Here is a 19,716-nt window from a genome sequence, read left to right on the forward strand (position 1 = left end):
AGACGATCATGCTGCTCATCCGCTGCCCCTATTGCGAAGCAGAGCGCCCGGAGGTGGAGTTCGCCTATGCCGGCGAGGCGCACATCGCGCGACCGGCGGACCCCTCCGTCCTGTCCGACGACGAGTGGCGCGACTTCCTGTTCATCCGGACCAACCCGCGCGGCCGGCATTTCGAGCGCTGGCGCCACATGCACGGCTGCGGCCGCTTCTTCAACGCGGTGCGCGACACCGTGACCGACAAATTCTCCATGACCTACAAGGCCGGGGCTCCGCGTCCGAGCGACGAGGAGATCGCACTTGCCTCCAGCGCCGCCGACTCCGCTGCCAGCGTCAAGGATGCACGTCCATGAGCAATTTCCGCATTGCCGGTAAGGGCAGGGTCAACCGCAGCCGTCAGCTCCGCTTCACTTTCGATGGCGTGGATTACAATGGCTTTGAGGGCGACACACTGGCGTCCGCTCTTCTCGCGAATGGCGTCCATCTCGTCGGACGGTCCTTCAAGTACCACCGTCCGCGCGGCATCCTGACCGCCGGGTCGGAGGAGCCGAACGCGCTGGTCGGCAGCAACCGCGGCAACGGGCGGTTCGAGCCGAACACGCGGGCGACGGTGCTGGAGGTCTTCGAGGGGCTGAAGACCGAGAGCCAGAACCGCTGGCCGTCGCTGACCCGCGACATCGGCGCGGTGAACGACGCGCTCTACATGCTGTTTTCGGCCGGTTTCTATTATAAGACCTTCATGTGGCCGAAGAGCTTCTGGGACAAGGTCTACGAGCCGGTCATCCGCAACGCCGCCGGGCTGGGCAAGGCGCCGACCGCCCCCGATCCCGACACCTATGCCAGCCGCTTTGCCCATTGCGACGTGCTGGTCGTCGGTGGCGGTGCCGCCGGCCTTGCCGCGGCGCTGGAAGCCGGGCGCAGCGGTGCGTCGGTCATCCTGTGCGATGAGCAATCGGAGCTTGGCGGTTCGCTGCTGTCGGAGCCGTCGGCCGAGATCAACGGGCAACTGGCCTGGGACTGGCTGGAGGACACCAACGCGGCGCTGGCGGCGATGCCGAACGTCACCGTGCTGCCGCGCACCACGGCCATCGGCTATTACCATCAGAATTTCGTCGGCCTCTGCCAGCGGCTGACCGACCATCTCCGCATCGTGCCGGACGGCGCCCCGCGCGAGCGGATGTGGAAGGTGCGGGCCAAGCAGGTGGTGCTGGCCCAGGGCGCCATCGAAAAGCCGCTGGTGTTCGCCGGCAACGACCGGCCGGGCGTGATGCTGGCCGGGGCCGCGCGCACCTACCTGAACCGCTATGGCGTCAAGGTCGGCAACCGGGTCGTCGCGGTCACCAGCCATGACAGTGCCTGGCATGCCGCCTTTGATCTGGCGAAGGCGGGGGTGGAGGTTGCAGCCATCGTCGATGTCCGCGGGACCGTTCCGACTCAGCTGGTGGCGGCGGCGGATGCGCTGCGCATCAGGACGCTGATCGGCTGGACCGTCACCGGCACCAAGGGCCGGCTGCGCGTCTCCTCGGTGCGCGTCAATCCGGTCGGCGCCGGCGGCAAGGTCGGCGGCGCCGAGACCATCGCCTGCGATGCCCTGCTGATGTCGGGCGGCTGGACCCCCAGCATCCATCTGTTCTCACATACCCAGGGGTCGCTGACCTGGAACGAGGACGGCCAGATGTTCCTGCCCGGCCGTGGCAAGGAGGAGTGCCGCTTGGCCGGCGCCGGCAAGGGCCGTTTCAGTCTGAAGGCCGCCTTCGAGGACGGTGCTGCCGCCGGTGCCGCCGCCGCGGCGGATGCCGGGTCTGGGGCTGGGTTCGGCGCCGAACCGGCCTCGTACCATGTCGAGGGCGAGCTGTCCTTCACGGGGGTTACCGGCCGCGAGCTGCCGACCGACCTCGATCCGGGCCATGCCAAGGCGTTCGTCGATTTCCAGAACGACGTGATGGCCAAGGACATCCGGCTGGCGGTGCGCGAAGGCTTCAAATCCATCGAGCACATCAAGCGCTACACCACCAACGGCATGGCGACGGACCAGGGCAAGACATCCAACATCAACGGTCTGGCCGTCGCGTCCGATGCCTTGAAGCGCCCGATCCCGGCCGTGGGCCTGACCACCTTCCGCCCGCCCTACACGCCGACCAGCTTCGGCACCTTCGCCGGCTACAACAAGGGCGCGCTGTTCGAGGTGACGCGCAAGACGCCGATCGACGGCTGGGCCGAGGAGAACGGCGCGGTGTTCGAGCCGGTGTCGCTGTGGCGCCGTGCCTGGTACTTCCCGCAGGTCGGCGAGGACATGCACGCGGCGGTGGCACGCGAATGCAAGGCGGTGCGCTCGTCGCTCGGCATCTTCGACGCCTCCACCCTCGGCAAGATCGAGATTGTCGGTCCCGACGCCGCCGAGTTCATGAACCGCATGTACACCAACGCCTGGACCAAGCTGGCCCCCGGCCGCTGCCGCTACGGCCTGCTGCTGGGCGAGGACGGCTTCATCCGCGACGACGGCGTGATCGGGCGTCTGGCCCAGGACCGCTTCCACGTCACCACCACCACCGGCGGTGCGGCGCGCGTGCTGGGCATGATGGAGGATTACATCCAGACCGAGTGGCCCGACCTGAAGGTCTGGCTGACCTCGACCACCGAGCAATGGTCGGTGATCGCGCTGCAAGGTCCGAATGCCCGCAAGCTGATCGAGCCGTTCGTCGAGGGCATCGACCTGTCGGAAGGCGCCTTCCCGCACATGGCGGTGGCGACCGGCAAGATCTGCGGCGTGCCGACCCGGCTGTTCCGCGTTTCCTTCACCGGCGAACTCGGCTTCGAGATCAACGTGCCGGCCCGCTACGGCCGCGCGGTGTGGGAAAAACTGTTCGAGGCCGGCCAGCGCTTCGGCATCACCCCCTACGGCACCGAGACGATGCACGTCCTGCGCGCCGAGAAGGGCTACATCATCGTCGGGCAGGATACGGACGGCACGCTGACGCCGGACGATGCCGGCCTGTCCTGGGCCGTCGGCAAGACCAAGCCGGATTTCGTCGGCAAGCGGTCCCTGTCTCGCCCGGACATGCTGGCGGCGAACCGCAAGCAACTGGTCGGCCTGCTGACCAGCGATCCGAAGACCGTGCTGGAGGAGGGGGCGCAGATCGTCCTCGACCCGAACCAGCCGGTGCCGATGGACATGGTCGGCCATGTGACCTCGTCCTACTGGAGTGCCGAGCTGGGACGGTCCATCGCCTTTGCGGTGATCCAGGGCGGCCGGTCCCTGCAGGGCAAGACCGTGCATGTGCCGATGCCGGACAAGGTCCATTCCGCGACCATCGCCGGCATGGTGTTCGTCGATCCCGAGAACAAGCGTCTCAGCGCATAGGAGGCTTACCCATGCTTCTGGCCAATCACCCGTTGCTGGGCAAGACGATCACCGGCGACACCGCAAGCAAGCTGACCATCCGCGCGGCCGACGACGTCGCCCGCTTCAGCCTGCGCATCGATCCTGCCGCCATCCAGGCGGCCGGGGCCGCCTTCGGCATGCCGCTTCCCACCCGCATCGGCGGGATGGTGGAGGCCGGCGGCCGGATGGCTCTGCAACTCGGCCCCGACGAGTGGGTGCTGACGGCGCCTGTCGCCGAGAGCGACGGCATCGCGGATGCCTTCGCCGCCCTTGGGGAAACGCACAGCCTTGTCGATATCGGCCATCGCGAGGTCGGCATCCTGGTGGAGGGGGAGGCCGCGGCGCTCGCCCTGCGTTCGGCCATTGCCTTCGACGTCGAGGCGATGGCGGTCGGCACCGGCTGCCGCACCCTCTTCGACAAGGCGCAGATCGTCCTGATCCGCGAGGACACGAACCGCTTCCGGATCGAGGTCTGGCGCTCCTTCGCCGACCATGTCTGGGGAATCCTGCACGCCGTCAGCCGCGAGATCGCGCTCGGCCTCTGATCGAGAGAAACGCACATGACCCGTCATCAGTCTTTGCCGAAATCCGATCTCACCGATGCCGCGATTGCGGCGGCCATCGGGCGCGAACTGAACCGCCAGAAGTACGAGATCGAGCTGATCGCCTCGGAAAACATCGTCTCGGCGGATGTGCTGGCCGCCCAGGGCTCCATCCTCACCAACAAGTATGCCGAAGGCTATCCGGGCCGCCGCTATTACGGCGGGTGCGAGTTCGTGGACGAGGTGGAGACCATCGCCATCGACCGCGCCAAGCAGCTGTTCGGCGCCGGCTTCGTCAATGTCCAGCCGCATTCGGGCGCCCAGGCCAATCAGGCGGTGTTCCTGGCGCTGCTCCAGCCGGGCGATCGGGTGATGGGCATGTCGCTGGCCCATGGCGGCCACCTGACCCACGGGTCGCCGGTGACCATGTCGGGCAAGTGGTTCGACATCGTAAGCTACGAGGTGCGCGAGAGCGACCAACTGATCGACTATGATGCCCTGCGCGCCAAGGCGTTGGAGACCAAGCCGAAGCTGATCGTCGCCGGTGCCTCGGCCTATCCGCGGGTGATCGATTTCGCCGCGTTCCGCCGCATCGCCGACGAGGTCGGCGCCTATCTGATGGTGGACATGGCCCATTATGCCGGGCTGGTCGCCACCGGCCAGTATCCGGACCCGCTGCCCCATGCCCATGTGGTGACCACCACCACGCACAAGACCCTGCGCGGCCCGCGCGGCGGCATGATCCTGACCAATGACGAGGCACTGGCCAAGAAGTTCAACTCCGCGGTGTTCCCGGGCAACCAGGGCGGCCCGCTGATGCATGTCATCGCCGCCAAGGCGGTAGCCTTCGGTGAGGCGCTGACCCCGGAGTTCAAGGCCTATGCCGCGCAGGTGGTGACCAACGCCAAGGTGCTGTCCGACACGCTGGTGAAGGGCGGGCTGGACATCGTGTCCGGCGGCACCGACTGCCACATGGTGCTGGTCGATCTGCGGCCGAAGGGCGTGAAGGGCCGCGACGCCGAACGCGCGCTGGAGCGGGCCGGCCTGACCTGCAACAAGAACGCCATCCCGTTCGACCCGGAAAAGCCGGCGGTGACTTCCGGCGTCCGTCTCGGCACTGCGGCGGGCACCACCCGCGGCTTCGGCGAGGCGGAGTTCGCCCGCATCGGCGAACTGATCCTGACCGTCGTCGACGCCCTTGCCGCCGCCGGCCCGGAGGGCAATGCCGAGGTAGAGAAGCGCGTGCATGGCGAAGTCCGCGAATTGTGCGAGCGTTTCCCGATCTACGGGTGAGAGTGTGTGAGTTTTTGCAGGTCTTGCCGAGAGATGCTTCACGCTAGAGCCGCTTCATATCGGATCTCGTCATCGGCGTCTCTTGGCCGTCATTCCCGCGAAGGCGGGAATCCAATCGTTTCAAGCGCCTGAACCGAAAGCCTGGATCCCCGCCGCCGCGGGGATGACGGCCGATGATACCTTCCAGAAGCTCACAAACTCTGACGAGGCGCGCGATGTTTCTCAGCGTTTTCGATGTGTTCAAGATCGGCATCGGCCCGTCGTCGTCGCACACGATGGGGCCGATGACCGCGGCGGTGCGGTTCCTCGACATGCTGCGGGCGTCGGCGGATGCCGCACCCGCGGCGATCAAAGTCCGGCTGCACGGCTCGCTCGCCTTCACCGGCAAGGGGCATGCGACGGATCGGGCCGTGCTGCTCGGACTTCTCGACTACCGGCCGGACAGCCTCAATGTCGATGAAGCCGAGGAGCGCATCGCCGAGCTTTGGCGGACCCGGAGGCTGCACCCGGTCGGCCTGCCGGCTCTGGACTTCGATCCGGAAACCGATCTGGTCTTCGACTTCGGGCCGCCGCTGCCCGGCCATGCGAACGGGCTGGTTTTCCAGGCGTTGGACTTGGCCGGCAAGGTCACGCTGTCGGAGATCTTCTACTCCATCGGTGGCGGCTTCGTCGTCACCGCGGCGGAACGGGAAGCTCCGCCAGCGGTGTTCGCGAGCGAGGCCGCCGGCTGGCCCTATCCCTTCCACAACGCCGCGGCGATGCTGCGGATGGCGCGGGAGAGCGGTGCATCCATCGCCGAAATGAAGCTAGCCAACGAGATCGTCGTCCGCTCCCCAGCCGAGGTGGAGGAGAAGCTCGACGCCATCTGGGCGGCGATGAACGGCTGCATCGAGCGTGGCCTCAGTCTGGATGGCCAGCTGCCCGGCAGCCTCAAGGTCAAGCGGCGGGCCAAGGCCATCCATCAGCAACTTCTGCGCGAGCGCGGGGCCAATTCGAGCCTGCCGCACGTCGCGTCCGACTGGCTCGCCATCTATGCGATGGCGGTCAATGAGGAGAATGCGGCCGGCGGCAGGGTGGTGACCGCGCCGACCAACGGGGCGGCCGGCGTCGTGCCGGCGGTGATCCGCTATTACCTCGACCATTGCGCCGGGGCGGAGCCCTCGAAGGTCGCCGATTTCCTGCTGACCGCCGCGGCCATCGGCGGCCTGATCAAGCACAATGCGTCGATTTCCGGGGCGGAGGCCGGGTGCCAGGGCGAGGTCGGGTCGGCCGCCGCCATGGCCGCGGCGGGGTTGTGCGCCGTGCTGGGTGGGACGCCGGAACAGGTGGAGAATGCGGCTGAAATCGCGCTGGAGCATCACCTCGGCATGACCTGCGATCCGGTTGCCGGTCTGGTCCAGGTGCCCTGCATCGAGCGCAACGCCATCGGCGCCACCAAGGCGGTGGCCGCGGCGTCCCTGGCGCTGCGCGGCGACGGCCAGCACTTCATGCCGCTCGACAACTGCATCCAGGCGATGCGGCAGACCGGCGAGGAAATGAGCACCAAGTTCAAGGAGACCAGCCTGGGCGGGCTGGCGGTCAATCTGCCGGAGTGCTGACATTCTCCGCCGTCTTGCCGCCAGCCCCGCCGTCGTCAGCCGAGGTCGATCCCATGGGCAACGGCATCCGGATATTTGCCGCATTGGATGGCGACTTGGAGCCGGTGCTTGCCTGCGGCTGGCTGCTGTCGATGAACCCGGGCGTGACCGTCACGGCCGGACCTCCGGACCGCGGGCCGGGTGCCGGACTGTGCGCACGCGGGTATATGGATCTGCATGTCCTCAAGCAGGACCATGGCAACGACGCGCTGATACGGACCGCTGCGCTCCAGGCACGCCGCCTTGCGGCCCTGCTCCCCGGCGAGGGAGCCCTCGACCTGAGCCATGACCCACCGGTCGGGAGGTTCGATCTGCTGTTGGCCGGCAGGCCGCAGCCCGGCAAGCCGTCCTGCTGGATTGCCGATCCGCAGCGATTCGGGGCGGTCCTGGTGGCGCCGCGCGAGACGCCGTCCCACCTGGGGCAGAGCATTGTCATCCTGGCGGATGGGCCACCACGCGAGTTGAAGTCCTTCAGCATCGCCCGACGGCTTTTCCCGGCCATCGCGTCGGTTCACCTGATTCTCGACGAGCGCGCCGATCCGGGGCGGACGGACGAGTGGCTGCGGCAACTGGACTGCGGGTGTCCGGTCCGGCTTTCGACGGTTCGGCCGACCACCGGTGCGCAGAGCGCCGCCAGTCTCGACGCCGGCGGCGACCTTCTGGTGGTGGAGCGGCCGGCGCGCCTGTGGGGTATGATTGGCTTCGAGTGGCGGTTGGCCGCTCTTCTCGACCGCACGCCTGGGGCCGTGCTGTTCGCTCTTTGAACGCGAGGCGTCACTCCAACCGCTCACCCAGCTTCATCCGCATCAACGCCAGTTCCGGGGCATTGCGGGCCTCCATCTTTTCCAGCACGCGGGCGCGGTGGGTTTCGACCGTGCGGATGCCGATGGCGAGGCGGGTGGCGATGGTCTTGTTGGGCAGGCCCTGGGCGACCATCTCCATCACCTCCAGTTCGCGCGGGCTGAGCAGGGCGAGGCGGCGACGGATTTCCCCGACCTCCGCATCGGCGCTGCGCGCGACGAGGTCACGCGCGAACGCCTCCTGCACCCGCTCGATCAACAGATCCTCGTCGAACGGCTTCTGCAGGAAATCCACCGCCCCGGCCCGGAAGGCCCGCACCGCGGCGGTGACGTCGCCATGGCCGGTGATGACGATCACCGGCAGGGTCAGTCCGCGCCGGATCATCTCCTGCTGCAAGTCCAGCCCGTCCATGCCCGGCATGCGTATGTCGAGAATGGCGCAACCCGGCTGGTCGGGAGACGCCATCTCCAGGAACTCCGCCGCCGATGCGCAGCAGCGTACGGTGATACCTGCCAGATCGAGGTGGAGCGCCAGGGCATCGCGCACGGCCTCGTCATCGTCCACCACGAAGGCCACCGGGGTTGCTCCGGAACCCGCGGCGGGCGTCTCGGTCGTCATGCGGGCTCTCCGTTTTTGCCCGCGGCATGGGCGGGAATGGTGAACTGGAACACGGTGCCGCCATCCGTTCCGCTGCTTGCGGTCAGGCTCCCGCCATGGTTCTCGACGATGGTGCGGACGATGGACAGCCCAAGCCCCATGCCGGTCGGCTTGGTGGTGACGAAGGGGGCGAACAGGTTGCGCTCCACCACCTCGGCAAGGCCGGGTCCGGTGTCGCGCACACCGATGGCGACGAAGCCGGGCTGCGCGGCGGGGCAGGCGAAGATCACGATGCGACGCCGGGCCGGATAGGCCTGGACGGACGGCCCGCTGTCCACGCCTTCGCCCATCGCTTCCGCGGCATTGCGGACGAGGTTGAGAATCGCCTGCTGCAATTGGACCGCGTCGCCGCCGATGGCGGGGAGGGCAGGATCGACTTCCGCGACGATCTCCACCGCATGGCGGCTGGCCAGCGGGCCGGCCAGCGTCAGGCAGTCGGCGATCAGTGTTGCGACCGGCAGCGGGGCGCGGTCGCTGGCTCCCTTGCGCACGAAATCGCGCAGGCTGCGGATGACCCGGTCCGCCCGCTCCGCCTGGGTGACGGTCTTGTCTAGGATCTCGGTCAGGCGGGGGGTGGCCCCTTCGAGTCGCGCGACTTTGCGGGCGGCGCGGGCGTAGCCCATGGTCGCCGCCAGCGGCTGGTTCAACTCATGGGCCAGCGCCGCGGTCATTTCACCGGCTTCGATCAGACGGGAGGCGTGGGCAAGGTCGGACTGCCGCACCCGCAGCCTATCCTCCGCCCGGCGGCGCTCACTGACCACGGCGCCCAGCAGCAGAATGGTGACGGCCAGCGTCAGCATCAGCAGCTGGAAATGCGCCATGCGCGCGGTATCGACGCCGGTCGCCTGGATGGCGGCGATCAGTCCGGCCTGCGTGGCGACCGAGGCAATCACCGCGCCGACCAGCCCATGCCGCACGGCAATCCCGATGGCCGGCAGGAACAACAGATAGAAATGCTCGTACTGCGAGGAGGCGAGCGGGCCGAAATCGAGCCACAGGGTAAAACCGATCAGCGCCCCTTGGGCCAGCGTCTCTGCCGCACCGCTCCAGGACCCGCGCAGCGCCGGCATCCGTCGGCCGATCAGCACCAGGGGCGTCAGAACGGCGATGCCGATGACTTCGCCAGTCCAGTAGCGCAGCAGCACCTCCGGAAAGTTCGTCCACTCGAACAGTCCGGCCGCGGTGTGGATGGCGATGAAGCACAGACCGATGCCCAGAACCGCCACGGCGCTTACGCCCAGCAGCAGGACGATGTCGCGCAGCCGGGACAGCCCGGGATCGATTGCGCGGCGCAGCAGCCATCCTGCGATCCCATAGCCCGCGGCTACGATGCCGTTCGCCAGAAACGGGGCCCACAGCGTCATGGGCTGAAGCGTTATGGGCAGATCGCGGACGACGAGGTCGGCGGCGGTCAGGGCCAGCCAGACCAGGGGCACGGTGCGGACGCCGAACAGCACCGACACCCCCATCATCAGCCCGGCCGGCGGGTTCCACGGCGTGATGTTGATGGACGAGACCGCATGGATGAAGCTGATCCAATCCAGGAACAGGTGGACGGCCAGATAGGCCGGAACGAACATCCATTTGCGGCGGACAATCTGCGACATGGGACGATGGTAACGCCAACCCGCTCCGACTGCATCAGGTGAAATCACCGGGCCCGTATTACTACGGAGACCCTGCTGCATCGGGTGCGGCCCCTTCGGGTCCGTATTTCCCGGCATGGACAGACTGCCGCCGACTTCCGATCATTGAGGTGTTTCCTGCGGAGCGATTTCCGGCAGGCAACGGACTGCACCGGAACAAAAGGACCGGAGACCCCAAGCAACCGGAACCGTCACGATGGCAAGCCTCAAGCGCATTCTGCTGGCAACCGACCTGGAACCGAAATCGGACCGCGCGTTGGAGCGCGCCGTTCGGCTCGCCCACCGGTTCGATGCGGAGCTGACGGCGCTGCATGTCGTCGACGGCAACGGCGGCCGCTATGGCTGCCTGCCGCTGCATCATGTGGAAGGCGAATTGCAGCGCCACATCCTGGCCGCAAGCGGCGGGGGCGGCATCCGGGCGCAGGCGGTCGCGGTGCGTGGCGACGCGGTGGAACACCGGGTCGCCGGCTATGCCGGCCTGTGGCGTCCCGACCTTCTGGTGGTTGGCCTGCACCAGCGCGACCGGGTGGCGGACCTGTTCCTGGCCTCCACCGTCGAGCGCATCGCGATTGCCGACGGAACGCCGATGCTGATCGTGCGCGACAAGCCGCTCCAGCCCTATCTGCGGGCGCTGGTGCCTGTCGATTTTTCCGAACGGTCGCGCTCATCGGTGGAGTCGGCGCGCATGCTGATGGCGGATGGATGCATCCACCTGCTGCATGTCGCCGATCTGCCGGAAGCGTCGGCACTGGACAAGGCACAGGTTGAGCACGATTTCCGGAACGTGCTCGGCCCTTGGGATGACGGGTCGCCGGGTGGACCAGAGGTGGAGACGATCCTGTTGACCGGCCCCCCGGGACAGCGGATCGTCAGTCTGGCCCGGCAGGGGCGGTACGATCTGGTCGCGATGGGCTCGGCCCGGCGCAGCGGCGTTTCCCGTGCCCTGTTGGGCAGCACGGCGTCCGAGGTGATCGAGGCGCTGCCCTGCGACGTGCTGATCGGCGGCGTTGGTATGGGAATGGGCTCCGGCTGGTCCCCGGTACCCGCGCCCACACTTTGCCCCTGATGGGCCTCAATGGAGAACCGGATGACCATCACTGACCATTTTTCAACGTCCAGCGTGATCCTCGATGCCGCGCCCGGCAACAAAGCGGCGCTGCTCGACCAGTTGGCGGCGGAGGCGGCCGGCCGCAGCGGGCGGCCGGCGCCCGAGATCCTGGAGGCCTTGCAGGCGCGCGAGAAGATCGGCTCCACCGCGCTCGGCAGGGGTGTTGCACTTCCCCATACGGAGCTTGCCGATCTGGCGGCCCCGGTCGTCCTGTTCGCCCGTCTCCAGCGCGCGGTTGATTTCGACGCGCGCGACGACGAGCCCGTCGATCTGGTCTTCCTGGCGCTTTGGCCGGCGTCGAACCGAAAGGGACTGCTGGCGGCCATGGCGGAAATCTGCGGGGCGCTGCGCGATCCGCAGTCGCTGCGTCGGCTGCGCGGTGCCAAGACCCCCGATGATGCGGCCCATATCTTCATCCAGGCCGTTGCCCAGGATGAGGACGACGGGGACTGCAACGACGCACCCTCCGGCTTCTGACGCCGTCCATCGCCGCCCCTCCAGCCTGTCGCCAGTCTGCCGTAGGATTTCATGCCCGACGCACTCCCGCTCCTGATCGCCATCGCCTTGCCCTTCGCCGGCGCGGTCGCCGCCGGACTGCTGCCCACCCATGCGCGCAACGCCGCGGCGTGGCTGGCCGGCGGTGTGGCGCTGCTCGGGCTGGCGATGGTGTGGGCGGCCTACCCGACGGTTTCGGCCGGCGGCGTGCTCCGCTTCACCGCCGGATGGATGCCGTCGCTGGGCCTCGACTTCTCACTAAGGATGGACGGCTTCGCCTGGCTTTTCGCCGGGCTGGTGTTCGGAGTCGGCGTGCTGGTGGTGGTCTACGCCCGCTATTACATGGCGGCCGAGGATCCGGTACCGCGCTTCTTCGCCTTCCTGCTCGCCTTCATGGGGTCGATGACGGGGGTGGTGCTGTCGGGCAACCTGGTCCAGCTCGCCTTCTTCTGGGAACTGACCAGCCTCTTCTCCTTCCTGCTGATCGGCTATTGGCACCACACCGCCGCCGCGCGCGACGGTGCCCGCATGGCGCTGACGGTCACGGCGACCGGCGGCCTCTGCCTGTTCGCGGGCGTGCTGATTCTCGGTCACATCGTCGGCAGCTACGATCTCGACGCCGTGCTGACGGCCGGGGACCGCATCCGGGCGCATTCGCTCTACCTGCCGGCCCTGGTGCTGATCCTGCTCGGCGCCCTGACCAAGAGCGCGCAGTTCCCCTTCCATTTCTGGCTGCCGCATGCCATGGCGGCGCCGACCCCGGTTTCGGCCTACCTGCATTCGGCAACGCTGGTGAAGGCCGGCATCTTCCTGATGGCGCGGCTGTGGCCGGTGCTGGCGGGGACCGAGGCGTGGTTCTGGATTGTCGGGTCGGCCGGTCTCGCCACCCTGTTGCTCGGCGCCTACATCGCCATCTTCCAGCATGACCTGAAGGGGCTGCTCGCCTATTCGACGATCAGCCATCTCGGCCTGATCACCCTGCTGCTCGGCCTGAACAGCGAGCTGGCGATGGTGGCGGCGATCTTCCACGTCATCAACCACGCGACCTTCAAGGCCTCGCTGTTCATGGCCGCCGGCATCATCGACCACGAGACCGGGACGCGCGACATCCGGCGCCTGTCGGGGCTGAACCGCTTCATGCCCTTCACCGCCCGCCTTGCCCTGATCGCCGCCGGCGCCATGGCGGGCGTGCCGCTGCTGAACGGCTTCCTGTCGAAGGAGATGTTCTTCGCCGAGGCGCTCTCCGCCAAGGACCCGCTGCCGGTCTTCTTCGACGTGCTGCCGGTCGCCGCGATGGTGGCCAGCGCCTTCAGCGTCGCCTATTCGCTGCGCTTCATCCACGGCACCTTCTTCGGGCCGGACCCGGTGGACCTGCCGCACAAGCCGCACGAGCCGCCGGCCTGGATGCGCTTCCCGGTCGAGGTGCTGGTGCTGGCCTGCATCGTCATCGGTATCCTGCCGGCCGCCACCGTCGGCCCCTATCTCGACATGGCCGCCCGCGCCGCCCTGGGTGCTGCGACGCCGGAATACAGCCTCGCGGTCTGGCACGGCTTCAACCTGCCGCTGGTGATGAGCATGGCCGCCTTCGCCGCCGGGCTGATCCTCTACCGGCTGCTGCAAAGCCACCTCGCTAAGGGGATCGAGGGGCCGCCGCTGATCCGCAGCCTGGAAGGGCGGCGCATGTTCGAGCGGACGATGGTCTTCCTGTCCTGGCGGCTGGCCCGCACCGCTGAGGGGGTGCTCGGCACCCGCCGCCTGCAGCCGCAGCTGCGGCTGGTGGTGGTCGCCGCGGTGCTGGCCGCCGGCTGGACCGTGTGGACCCGCGGGGTAGGGCCGGGCAATCTGGTGCCGTCCGGCATCGACCCGGTGCTGGCGCTGATCTGGCTGCTGGGGGCCGCCTGCGCGCTGGGTGCCGCCTGGCAGGCGAAGTTCCACCGGCTGGCGGCGCTGATCCTGCTCGGCGGCACCGGGCTGGTCGTCTGCGTCACCTTCGTCTGGTTCTCGGCCCCCGACCTCGCGCTGACCCAGCTGCTGGTGGAGGTGGTCACCACCATCCTGCTGCTGCTGGGCCTGCGCTGGCTGCCCAAGCGGATGGACATCCACGGCAGCCGCGGGTCGGAGGCGGTCACGCTGACCCGCCGCCTGCGCGACCTCGGCATCGCCACCGCCGCCGGGGCCGGCATGGCCGGGCTGGCCTTCGGGGTGATGACGCGCTTCCCGCCGGAGTTGCTGGCCCGCCATTTCCTGGAACTGGCCTACAGCGAGGGCGGCGGCACCAACGTCGTCAACGTCATCCTGGTCGATTTCCGCGGCTTCGACACCATGGGCGAGATCGCCGTGCTGGGGGTGGTGGCGATGACCGCCTACGCGCTGCTGCGCCGCTTCCGCCCGGCGTCGGACAGCGTGGACGTTCCCGAACAGCAGCGCGACCAGAGCGCCTTCGACGCCTCGCGGCCCGACCGCAAGGACGGCGACACCGTGGCCGACTGGTTGTTCATCCCGTCGCTGATCGCGCGCCTGCTGTTCCCGGTGATCCTGCTGGTGGCGCTGTTCCTGCTGCTGCGCGGCCATGACCTGCCGGGCGGCGGTTTCGCCGCGGGCCTGACCGTCGCCATCGCCATGATCCTGCAATACATGTTCGGCGGCACCCAGTGGGTCGAGGCGCGGCTGCGCGTTCTGCCGATGCGCTGGATGGGTATCGGACTGCTGCTGGCCGCCGGCACCGGGCTCGGCGCCTGGATGTTCGACCGGCCGTTTCTGACCAGCTACTTCGCCTATTCGCAGATTCCGGTGCTGGGCAAGGTTCCGGTGGCGAGCGCCCTGCTGTTCGACATCGGCGTCTTCGCCCTGGTGGTCGGCGCCACCATCCTGATCCTGATCGCGCTGGCCCGCCAATCGCTGCGCGGCCACCGTGCCGCCGCCCCCCGCCCGCCGGAGGTTCCGGCGGTGCCCGAACCGGTTGCGACCGCCGTGGGAGACGACTGATGGAATTGATCCTTTCGCTCGGCATCGGCGTGCTGACCGGCTCCGGCGTGTGGCTGCTGCTGCGGCCCCGCACCTTCCAGGTGATCGTAGGGCTGTCGCTGCTCTCCTATGCCGTCAACCTGTTCATCTTCTCCACCGGCGGCCTGCGCACGGGTGCTGCGCCGATCCTGGAGGGCGGCCGGGCAGGCACGCTCGCCATGCATGCCGATCCGGTGCCGCAGGCGCTGGTGCTGACCGCCATCGTCATCGGCTTCGCCACCACCGCCCTGTTCCTCGTCCTGCTGCTCGCCGCCCGCGGCCTGACCGGGACCGACCATGTCGACGGAAAGGAGAGCGGCCGGTGAGCGGCTGGATGGACCATCTGACGATTGCCCCCATCATCGTGCCCCTGCTGGCGGGGGCGGTGATGATGCTGATCGACGAGCGGCAGCGCACGCTGAAGGCTGCGATCGGCATGGCCTCGGCGCTGGCGCTGCTCGGACTGGCGATCCTGGCCCTGACCGTCGCCGATTCAGGGGTTGGTGTCGTCCGCGTCTACAGGCTCGGCAATTGGCCGGCGAATTTCGGCATCGTGCTGGTGCTGGACCGCTTCGCCGCCCTGATGCTGGTGCTGACCGGGATTCTGGGCGTCGCCGCCCTGACCTTCTCGCTGCCGCGCTGGCAGAAGGCGGGGGCGCATTTCCACCCGCTGTTCCAGTTCCAGCTGATGGGGCTGAACGGCGCTTTCCTGACCGGCGATCTTTTCAACCTGTTCGTCTTCTTCGAGATCATGTTGGCGGCCTCCTACGGCCTTGCCCTGCATGGCTCGGGGCTGGCGCGGGTGCGGGCGGGGCTGCATTACGTCGCGATCAACCTGTCGGCGTCGCTGCTGTTCCTGATCGGCGTTAGCATGATCTACGGCGTTTCCGGCACCCTCAACATGGCCGACCTCGCCGGCCGGGTCGCCAGCCTGGCTTCCGAGGATCGCGGGCTGCTGGAGGCCGGTGCGGCGATCCTGGGTCTCGCCTTCCTGATCAAGGCCGGGATGTGGCCGCTGGGCTTCTGGCTGCCCAACACCTATTCCACCCTGGGCTCGGCCTCGGCCGCCATCGTTTCGATCCTCAGCAAGGTCGGCATCTATGCCGTGCTGCGGCTGTGGTTGCTGGTGTTCGGCGAGGGGGCGGGGGCGTCGAGCGGCTTCGGCGGCACGGTCCTGCTGATCGGCGGCTTGCTGACCATCGGCTTCGGCTGCATCGCCGTGCTGGCGACGCAGAACATGGCGCGGCTTGCCGGCGCCACCGTGCTGGTGTCGTCCGGCACCCTGCTGGCGGCCATCGGCGCCGGCCAGATGGCGGTCACCGGCGGGGTGCTGTTCTATCTGACCAGTTCCGTGATGGCGGTCGCCGGTTTCTTCCTGCTGATCGAACTGGTGGAGCGCGGCCGGGGCGTCGGCGCCGACGTGCTGGCGGTGACCCGCGAGGCCTTCGGCGAGGGCGATGACGAGGATGCCGACGATGGCGCGGGTGGCGGCGGGGCCGGCGTCCCCATTCCGGCGACGATGGCGATCCTCGGCATCGGCTTCATGTCCAGCGCGCTTCTGCTGGCCGGCCTGCCGCCGCTTTCCGGCTTCCTTGCCAAGTTCGCCATCCTGTCGCCGCTGCTGGCGGCCGGGCCGGAAGTTCCGGTCACCACCTGGATCCTGCTGGCGGCGCTGGTGCTGTCGGGGCTGGCGACGGTGGTGGCGATGACGCGGGTGGGCATCGACGCCTTCTGGGCCTCGCCGGCCGCCGAGGTGCCGCGGGTGCGGGTGGCCGAAATCGCGCCCGTCCTGCTGCTGCTCGCCCTCAATCTGGCGCTGACCATCCAGGCCGGACCGGCCATGCGCTACATGGAGGACACCGCGCGCGCGCTCCATGCGCCGCAGGATTACAACGGTGCCGTGCTGTCCGGCATTCCGACGGCGGGCCCGACGGCCGGAGGTGCCCGATGAGACGGCTGATGAGGCGGTTGCTGCCCTATCCCATGATGACGGCGACGCTGCTGGGGGTGTGGCTGCTGCTGAACGAGAGCGTGGCCCCCGGCACCATCATCCTGGGCGGCGTTCTCTCGCTGGCAACGGCTGCGACGCTGGGCGTGCTCGATTTGCCGGGCGGACGCTTCCGCCGTCCGCAGGCCGCGCTGTCGCTGCTGGGTGTGGTGCTGGTGGATATCCTGCGCTCCAACTGGGCGGTCGCGAAGATCATCCTGCGGCCGGGCGGCGGCGGACGGGTGTCGGGCTTCCTGCGCATCCCGCTCGATCTGCGGGCGCCCTACGGGCTGGCGACGCTCGCCTGCATCGTCACCGCCACCCCCGGCACGGTGTGGGTCGCCTATGACCGGCGGCGGAACACCATCCTTCTGCACATCCTCGATCTGGTGGACGAGCAGGAGTGGATCGACACCATCAAGGGCCGCTACGAGACACGGTTGATGGAGCTGTTCGAATGATCCTGACCCTGCTGATGGGGACGATCTTCCTCACCCAGATCATGCTGGTGGTCGCCATGGCCTTCGCGACCTTCCGGGTGCTGCGGGGACCGCGGGCGCAGGACCGGGTGCTGGGGCTGGACACCCTCTACGTCACGGCGACCATGCTGCTGCTGACCTTCGGCATCCGCAACGGCAGCATCCTCTATTTCGAGGCGGCCCTGATCATCGCCCTGCTCGGCTTCGTGTCGACGGCGGCGCTGGCGAAGTTCCTGATGCGCGGCGAGGTCATCGAATGAACAACCATCTGGCCGATCTCCCCGCCTGGGCTGCCATTCCCGCCGCCCTTCTGCTGCTGGCCGGCGCCGTGCTGACCCTGATCGGAACCGTCGGGCTGCTGCGGTTCGGCAGCTTCTACCAGCGGGTCCACGCGCCGACGCTGGGCTCGACGCTCGGCATCGGCTGCATCCTGCTGGCCTCGATGCTGGTCTTCTCCGTCCTTGAGTCCAGGGCGATCCTGCACGAGGTGCTGATCACCGCGCTGATGGTGGTCACCACCCCGATCACCCTGATGCTGCTGGCCCGCGCCGCCCTCTACCGCGACCGCAGCGAGGGAAGCGACGAGGTGCCGCCGCCGCCCTCGGGGCAGGACGCGCGCGCTTCCGGCACTGCCCCTCAGCCCCAGCCGGGCTTGGGAGGCGGGCAGGATGTGTGATGCGGCGTGACAGGGATCGCCCGTCACAGCGATGCGGTTTGACGCCCAACGTTGCCTGGATCGTCTGAACCGCAGCCGTTCAGCGCAGCGAGCACCGCATCGGCGGTTTGGCGGCTGTGTGCGGCCAGGAGGGCGCCGGCCGTTGCCGCGTCGCGCTGCCGGACTGCGGCCATGAATCCGTCATGTTCGCTCAGCGAGTGCCGCCAGCGCTCCTCATCGTAATTGGCCAGCGACCGTGCCCGGAGAATCTTGGAGGCGAAGCCGGCATAGGTGGCTTCCAGGGACGGGTTGCGCGCCATCGCGACGATCCGGGCGTGGATTTGCCGGTTGGTCAGGAAATAGGCCAGCCGGTCGCCGGCATCGAACTGTGCGTGAAGCTGGTCGTGGAGCCGGTCGAGTTCGGCGAATTCCTCGACCGTGCCCCTCTGGCAGGCGAGGTCGCCTGCCAGCGCTTCCAGCGCTTCCATCACTTCGAAGACGGCGGTGATCTCCGTCGGATCGATTGGCGTCACCACCGCGCCGCGGTGCGGACGTAGCTCCACCAGCCCTTCCGCCGCCAGGACGCGTAGCGCTTCCCGCAAAGGCGTGCGCGAGACCCCCAGCTGTTCGCACAGCTGGACCTCCGGCACGCGGCTGCCCGGCCGCAATTCGCCGGACAGGATCATCGCGCGCAACTCCGCAACGGCACCTTGGTGCAGCGTTTCACGGCGGATCGGACCTGCGGGGGGGGTGGCGGTCTTCACAATGTCCATGGTCGATCCAACGATGCTCATAATGCTGAATGATTGTGCAGCAATGCGCAAACGATGCCATGCGCTTAAAAACAAGGCAAGGGAGTCGCGGAGCGCAGCCGGTTTAAAAAAACACTTATCGCGTTGATATAAAAAGTAAAATCTAAAATCGCCATATTGTATACAATCTGGCACGCGACTTGCGACGGAGGGAATATCGCAATCGCATCAGGGAACCCTGCCCATGTCGCTTCGATCCTTCACGCTTGGCGCCGTCACCAGCGCGGTCCTCGCCCTGTCCGCGGCCGCCGCGACTGCCCAGGCCGCCGACACGGAGGCGGTGAAGCTGGGTTTCGCCAAATGCGCCCACTGCCTGCCGATGGCGCTGACGCCCGACTTGGCGAAGGGCGTGAAGATCGAGGCCATCAACTTCAATTCCGGCAACGACGTGCTGACGGCCCTGGTGTCCAAGAGCATCGACGTGGCGCAGGTCACTTACCTCCATTACATCACCGCCCTCGACAAGGGCTTCGACGTGGTGGCGATCTCCGGTCAGGTGAATGGCGGATCGGAGATCCTGACCGCCAAGGGGATCGAGCTGAAGCCGGACGACTGGGCCGGGCTGAAGGCGCTGATCGCCGACCGCAAGGCGAAGGGCGAGCCGCTGCGCGTCGCCGCTTCGCGCGGGAATGCGCAGGACATCCACATGCGCGGCGCCTTCCTGAAGAACGGGATCGACGCCAACAAGGACGTGCAGTTCGTCAACATTCCGAACCCGTCCGACCATGCCGCGGCCCTCCAGCGCGGCGAGGTCGACGTGATCTGCACGGTGGAGCCCTTCGCCTCGCAGATCCGCAGCAGCGGGGCCGGCCGGCACTTCACGCTTCCCTACGATCAGGCCGCCGGCAACCTGACCAACCTGATCGTCACCCGGTCGGACGTGATCAAGGAGCATCCCAAGGCGGTCCAGGCCACCGTCGCGTCCGTCGTGGCGCTGGTCGACAAGCTGAAGGCGGACAAGGGGGCCTGGGTCGACACCATCAACAAATACACCGGCATGGACAAGACGGTCGCCGCGGAGGCGCTGAAGAACGCCTCGCCGGACTATGCCATGCACAAGGACAGCACCCTCGCCATCGCCGCGATGATGCGCGACCTGAAATACATCAGCCACGACGTCTCCGCCGCGGCCGAGAAGAACCTCGACTACAGCTTCCTGGAAACCGTCACGGCCAAGCCGAAGACCGAGTTGGGCTTCTGAGCGGCTGCCGGCCGCACCCGG

The 19,716-nt window shown here is 68.0% G+C and carries 18 protein-coding genes; 15 read left to right on the forward strand and 3 right to left on the reverse strand.

Features of this window, described 5'->3' with window-relative positions; all coding sequences use genetic code 11:
* The first annotated feature begins 8 nt into the window (after nucleotides 1-8).
* The 6 genes from GBZ48_RS00650 (at nucleotide 9) to GBZ48_RS00675 (ending at nucleotide 7,615) form a co-directional block, all read left to right on the forward strand.
* Nucleotides 9-350: a sarcosine oxidase subunit delta gene (locus GBZ48_RS00650; RefSeq protein ID WP_174469212.1), complete on the forward strand. Its 342-nt coding sequence runs from the start codon at nucleotides 9-11 to the stop codon at nucleotides 348-350.
* On the forward strand, nucleotides 347-3,358 hold the full coding sequence (locus GBZ48_RS00655) for a sarcosine oxidase subunit alpha (protein WP_174469213.1): 3,012 nt from the start codon (nucleotides 347-349) through the stop codon (nucleotides 3,356-3,358). The genes GBZ48_RS00650 and GBZ48_RS00655 overlap by 4 nt, the downstream gene beginning before the upstream one ends.
* Before the next feature lie 11 nt (nucleotides 3,359-3,369).
* Nucleotides 3,370-3,924, forward strand: coding sequence for a sarcosine oxidase subunit gamma (locus GBZ48_RS00660; RefSeq protein ID WP_174469214.1), 555 nt, complete (start codon nucleotides 3,370-3,372; stop codon nucleotides 3,922-3,924).
* 15 nt (nucleotides 3,925-3,939) lie between these two features.
* On the forward strand, nucleotides 3,940-5,214 hold the full coding sequence (gene glyA / locus GBZ48_RS00665) for a serine hydroxymethyltransferase (protein WP_174469215.1): 1,275 nt from the start codon (nucleotides 3,940-3,942) through the stop codon (nucleotides 5,212-5,214).
* A 215-nt stretch (nucleotides 5,215-5,429) separates the two neighbouring features.
* The gene (locus GBZ48_RS00670; RefSeq protein WP_174469216.1) at nucleotides 5,430-6,812 is read left to right on the forward strand and encodes an L-serine ammonia-lyase; all 1,383 of its coding nucleotides are present in this window, start codon (nucleotides 5,430-5,432) and stop codon (nucleotides 6,810-6,812) included.
* A 53-nt stretch (nucleotides 6,813-6,865) separates the two neighbouring features.
* A complete protein-coding gene (locus GBZ48_RS00675) occupies nucleotides 6,866-7,615 on the forward strand; it encodes a hypothetical protein (RefSeq protein WP_174469217.1) in 750 nt (249 codons plus the stop codon).
* A 10-nt stretch (nucleotides 7,616-7,625) separates the two neighbouring features.
* On the opposite strand, the gene GBZ48_RS00680 is transcribed toward GBZ48_RS00675, so the two are convergent.
* Complete coding sequence (locus tag GBZ48_RS00680; RefSeq protein ID WP_174469218.1) at nucleotides 7,626-8,270, reverse strand: response regulator transcription factor; 645 nt, start codon at nucleotides 8,268-8,270, stop codon at nucleotides 7,626-7,628.
* The gene (locus tag GBZ48_RS00685; protein WP_246306897.1) at nucleotides 8,267-9,916 is read right to left on the reverse strand and encodes an ATP-binding protein; all 1,650 of its coding nucleotides are present in this window, start codon (nucleotides 9,914-9,916) and stop codon (nucleotides 8,267-8,269) included. Before GBZ48_RS00685 ends, GBZ48_RS00680 begins: the two co-directional genes overlap by 4 nt.
* A 235-nt stretch (nucleotides 9,917-10,151) precedes the next feature.
* On the opposite strand from GBZ48_RS00685, the gene GBZ48_RS00690 reads away from it, so the two are divergent.
* The 8 genes from GBZ48_RS00690 to mnhG are packed head-to-tail and all read left to right on the forward strand — an operon-like array spanning nucleotide 10,152 to nucleotide 17,703.
* Nucleotides 10,152-11,021, forward strand: coding sequence for a universal stress protein (locus GBZ48_RS00690; protein ID WP_174469219.1), 870 nt, complete (start codon nucleotides 10,152-10,154; stop codon nucleotides 11,019-11,021).
* A 21-nt stretch (nucleotides 11,022-11,042) separates the two neighbouring features.
* Nucleotides 11,043-11,540 (forward strand): PTS sugar transporter subunit IIA, encoded by a 498-nt coding sequence (locus GBZ48_RS00695; RefSeq protein WP_174469220.1) that lies wholly within the window; start codon nucleotides 11,043-11,045, stop codon nucleotides 11,538-11,540.
* 51 nt (nucleotides 11,541-11,591) lie between these two features.
* Nucleotides 11,592-14,543 (forward strand): monovalent cation/H+ antiporter subunit A, encoded by a 2,952-nt coding sequence (locus GBZ48_RS00700; protein WP_174469221.1) that lies wholly within the window; start codon nucleotides 11,592-11,594, stop codon nucleotides 14,541-14,543.
* A complete protein-coding gene (locus GBZ48_RS00705) occupies nucleotides 14,543-14,887 on the forward strand; it encodes a Na+/H+ antiporter subunit C (protein ID WP_109085712.1) in 345 nt (114 codons plus the stop codon). Before GBZ48_RS00700 ends, GBZ48_RS00705 begins: the two co-directional genes overlap by 1 nt.
* Complete coding sequence (locus tag GBZ48_RS00710) at nucleotides 14,884-16,512, forward strand: monovalent cation/H+ antiporter subunit D (protein WP_343049049.1); 1,629 nt, start codon at nucleotides 14,884-14,886, stop codon at nucleotides 16,510-16,512. The genes GBZ48_RS00705 and GBZ48_RS00710 overlap by 4 nt, the downstream gene beginning before the upstream one ends.
* Entirely contained in the window at nucleotides 16,509-17,009 is a 501-nt protein-coding gene (locus GBZ48_RS00715; protein WP_246306898.1) for a Na+/H+ antiporter subunit E, read from the forward strand. Before GBZ48_RS00710 ends, GBZ48_RS00715 begins: the two co-directional genes overlap by 4 nt.
* Nucleotides 17,006-17,287: a K+/H+ antiporter subunit F gene (locus tag GBZ48_RS00720; RefSeq protein WP_174469222.1), complete on the forward strand. Its 282-nt coding sequence runs from the start codon at nucleotides 17,006-17,008 to the stop codon at nucleotides 17,285-17,287. Before GBZ48_RS00715 ends, GBZ48_RS00720 begins: the two co-directional genes overlap by 4 nt.
* Complete coding sequence (gene mnhG, locus GBZ48_RS00725; RefSeq protein ID WP_174469223.1) at nucleotides 17,284-17,703, forward strand: monovalent cation/H(+) antiporter subunit G; 420 nt, start codon at nucleotides 17,284-17,286, stop codon at nucleotides 17,701-17,703. The genes GBZ48_RS00720 and mnhG overlap by 4 nt, the downstream gene beginning before the upstream one ends.
* A 23-nt stretch (nucleotides 17,704-17,726) precedes the next feature.
* Here mnhG and GBZ48_RS00730 read toward each other — a convergent pair whose 3' ends face one another.
* Nucleotides 17,727-18,455 (reverse strand): GntR family transcriptional regulator, encoded by a 729-nt coding sequence (locus tag GBZ48_RS00730; RefSeq protein WP_174469224.1) that lies wholly within the window; start codon nucleotides 18,453-18,455, stop codon nucleotides 17,727-17,729.
* Nucleotides 18,456-18,678: 223 nt separating this feature from the next.
* Between GBZ48_RS00730 and GBZ48_RS00735 the strand changes: the two genes are divergently transcribed.
* Nucleotides 18,679-19,695, forward strand: coding sequence for an ABC transporter substrate-binding protein (locus tag GBZ48_RS00735; protein WP_174469225.1), 1,017 nt, complete (start codon nucleotides 18,679-18,681; stop codon nucleotides 19,693-19,695).
* Nucleotides 19,696-19,716 lie beyond the last annotated feature (21 nt).

The organism is Azospirillum melinis (assembly GCF_013340935.1).
Taxonomy (GTDB): Bacteria; Pseudomonadota; Alphaproteobacteria; order Azospirillales; family Azospirillaceae; genus Azospirillum; species Azospirillum melinis.